The sequence below is a fragment of the Thiomonas sp. TH-17 genome, from assembly GCF_057473305.1.
In genome coordinates, this window is record NZ_JBYCKI010000133.1 from 1 (window position 1) to 3609 (window position 3609).

General features: G+C 62.5%; 4 protein-coding genes. All 4 read right to left on the reverse strand.

The genetic code is table 11. From position 1 onward, the window contains the following. Nucleotides 1–135: 135 nt before the first annotated feature. Complete coding sequence (locus AC2VLV_RS08020) at nucleotides 136–558, reverse strand: tyrosine-type recombinase/integrase (protein WP_486989480.1); 423 nt, start codon at nucleotides 556–558, stop codon at nucleotides 136–138. Nucleotides 559–890: 332 nt separating this feature from the next. Then, nucleotides 891–1937 (reverse strand): cupin-like domain-containing protein, encoded by a 1047-nt coding sequence (locus AC2VLV_RS08025; RefSeq protein WP_486989481.1) that lies wholly within the window; start codon nucleotides 1935–1937, stop codon nucleotides 891–893. Nucleotides 1938–2019: 82 nt separating this feature from the next. Continuing rightward, nucleotides 2020–2808 (reverse strand): BPSS1780 family membrane protein, encoded by a 789-nt coding sequence (locus AC2VLV_RS08030; RefSeq protein ID WP_486989482.1) that lies wholly within the window; start codon nucleotides 2806–2808, stop codon nucleotides 2020–2022. Between the two features lie 93 nt (nucleotides 2809–2901). Beyond that, a partial coding sequence (locus AC2VLV_RS08035) for a homoserine kinase (RefSeq protein WP_486989483.1) occupies nucleotides 2902–3609 on the reverse strand: 708 nt, incomplete at its 5' end.

Genomic DNA, 3609 nt, shown 5'->3' on the forward strand with positions numbered 1-3609 from the left:
CAGCCCAGTCCCGGAAGCTCGACCGGAAGCCGTGCACGGTCAAGCCGGGTCGCATGCCGCGCAGCAGTTCCATCCTCTCAGCGGGCACGACCCACAGGCCCGCAGACAGGTCAAACTCCGTCCACCGTGCCCTAATCACTTCACTCGTGCGACAGGCGTCAGGATGGTGAACTGCAGCGCCCATGCGCTTATGTTCGAGCGCTGACGCAACTCGGCCATGAATGTGGGCACATCGGCAAAGGCCATTGCCGCATGATGCTCCACCCGCCGCTTTTTGCTGATCGTGGGCAGCAGGGCGTCCAGGTGCTCGCGCCAGGCTGCCGGGTTCTCGCCCGTGCGCCGCCCCCGCGCCTTGGCCGCCGATAGCACCGCCTCGATACGCTGGCGCACCCGTGTTGCCGTTTCATGCTTGGCTTGCCAGATCGGTTCTAGCGTAGCCAGCACATTGTCTGTTGTGACTTCGGCCACGGGCTTGTTGCCGAACACCGGAAACGCATAGGCGCGCAAAGTGTTGATCCACTGATCGGCATGCTTGGGGTTCTTCCAGCCGGGTTTCATGGATTCCCACAGCCGCTCGGCCACTTCCCTGAATGTCGGTGCAACCGCAGGCGAGGGCGCAGGTTCGGCGGGCCGATTGTGCCACCGCAGCAGCCAGCGTCAAGCTGAAGCTGATGAATGGCCCCAAGCTCACCTCGTGGGCCTTGCCCGACTGCATGAAGCGGCACATCCAGAGCGCCGAACCCCCACGCACGCGGAGATACAAATCGGGCTCCGTCCGGTGCATTCCATTCACGCCAGAAAGCCGCTATGCCGCCTGCGCCGTGATCTGCATTTTTGAGCGCCCCCAAGAAAAAATCTCAAGTCAATGATTTAAATTGGGATTTTTTGTTTCAGTCGGTCGGAATCCGAATTTTCAGCCGATTTGCGGAGGGCTCTGGAGTGTTCTGTGCGGTGGCGGGGGCGAGTTTTTGGGGGAACGCAAGGGCTTTGGCGAGTGCGGGCGTGTGTTCCTGTAGGGATTCCATCGCTTTGAGAGCGTTGCCCAGCAGGCCGAGATAGCCCCGTTTGAGGGCGCGTCGGGCGGGTGTCTGTGCCGCAGATGCGGTGATTTCCCGGCAGAAGCCATTCCAGTTGGATTCATCGAGGATGGCGGTGCACACGGAGATGGAGGGGGTGAGTGGGCGTGCGGTGTGCCACCAGCCGGAGGGCACGAAGATCATGTCGCCGGGATGCAGCACGGTGCGCCAGGGGCGGGCCTCGGACAGCAGGGGGAATTTCTCCAGGTTGGGCGGGTAGGGTTGATCGACCAGGGAGAGGTTGGGTCGCACCGGGCTTGGATACATATAGGGGGTGTCTTCGGGCGAGAACAGCACGAATTCCTTGTCGCCGTAGATTTCGGTGATCTGGGCGTGGGCGTTTTCGGCGTCGAAATGCATGATGGGAAATTTGCTTCCCGGGCCGCCCATGAGAAGTTTGAGAAAGCCGTCGGGACGCCTCCATCGCTCGGGCATCAGGGGGCTGACATGACGGCGCGGATAGCCGTAGAGGTTTTGCGGAATCAGGTCAGGCAATAACTCGGGCAGTTGTTCGTGCAGAAACAGCCGGTACATATAGGGACCGGGGTTGTTGGGCGTGGAGGCGAGCACGGCATCGACGAAATCGGCCATGCGCATGGTTTTGGAATAGGAAATGGCGACCTCGTGGTCGCCATAGTGGGTTTTGAAATACTCGGGGGTCCAAGTTTTGAGCGCAGCCCAATGGGTTACGGCGCCTTCGATCAGGACGGGCCGGTTGGCGCGAACGTAGTGGCGCAGAAAGTTGGCGTAAGGCAGCTGGCTTGCGGGGACGCGCTCAACGGGCAGGGCGTCTACTGGTTTGTTGCTGTTCTGCTCCGGCGTGATGCTTGCCCATTGCAGCGGGTTTTCCATTTGCCCCATAGTGTCTCCATGTGCGTGAGTGCATGAGAGACAAAAATAGTGCAAAACGCCCTGCAGTCAGGCGCGCAGTTGTCACCAGACATTACTGCGGAATTGTGCTGGCCTGGGTTTCGCCGACCAGCGATTCATAGCTGGAATAGAACGACAAGATGTAGGCCAGAAAAATGGCGATGGCCACGGGCATGCTGAGCATGGCTGCCAAGGTTTCACTGGCGCCGAGCAGGCTGGCGACGAGCATGATGAGCGTGGGCAGGCTAAGAAAGAGCAGCAACCATTGCACCGCATAGAGCGCAAACGCCTTGATGTTGCGCACGCACAGTACAAAGCTGAAAAACAGCGCCTTGACCGGCGGCATGGCGTGCCAGGCCACCAGCGGCGGGGCGAGCCAGAAGGCGAGCGAGACGGGGATATACGCCAGAGTGGCGGCAATGGCGCCCAGGCGCAGGCTGCCATCGGCGATGGCGCTGGCCGGCGGTTTGTCGCCGAGCAGCAGCAGGCGCAGCATGGCGCCGCCGTCGAACAGGCTGCCGACTCCGAGCACCAGAATGACGGCGAGGGTGTAGAGCACGCCCAGAATCACCATGCTGCGCATCGCCTGCGGGCCGCTGCGAAAACCGGTGAGCAGCACCGTGGGCCAAAGCGGCTGCTTTTGCGCGACCTGGCGGCTGGCTTGCATGAAGCCCAGGGTGCCGAACTGCACCACGAACAGCGGAAACACCAGACCGACGATGGGCAGCGCCGAGACGAATCCGGTGACGACGATATAGGCCACGATCATCAACAGCGCCGCCCAGGGTTGCAGCGCCAGACGGCGAAAGCCGCTTTGCACCCAGAGCAGGCCCTCGCGGGCAGAGACGGTACGCAGTTGCATGGCGAAAGACGATGAAAGGGTGAAGAAGAAGAAAGACCAAGAAAGGAGCCCAAGAAGGGAGCCGACATGGTATCGGCAGGCGAGGGCCCGGGTTCAGGCGGACGCGATGCGCTGGCGCAGCACGCGCTCGAAGTGGGTGGGGTCGTGTGGGGTGAGCAGGTGGGCGTCGCGCGGCAGGTGATAGTCGGCCAGACGCGAGGTCCAGAAACGCAGTGCGGCGGCGCGCAGGGCGTCGGGTAGCAGGCGGTGTTCGGCATCGCTTATGGGGCGCACGGCGAGGTAGGCACTCAGCAAGGCTTCAAAGCGGGTCGTGTCAAACTCGCCAGTCTGCAGATGAATGCACCAGTCGTTGAGCGCCACGGCCAGATCGAACAGCCAGGTATCGACCCCGGCGAAGTAAAAATCGAACACTCCGGAGAGCGTGTCTCCCTCGAACAGCACGTTGTCGCGGAACAGATCGGCGTGAACCGCGCTGCGCGGCAGTGCGGCATAGGCGGGCGATGCGGCGACGTCGGTCTGGTGCGCAAGCTCAGTGCTGATGAGGGCGTGCTGATCGGTGGTGAGATAGGGCAGGATGTCGGGGATGGTGCGAGTCTGCCAGGCGAGCCCGCGCAGATTGGGTTGCGTGCCCGCGTAGTCGCGTGCGGCCAGATGCATGTGCGCCAGCCAGTGCCCCACTTGCGCGCAATGCACGGGCTCGGGCAGCAACTGGCTGCGACCTTGCAGGCGCGTGACCAGCGCGGCGGGTTTGCCTTTGAGGGTGTGCAAGGTCTGCCCCTGCCGGTCGGGCATGGGATCGGG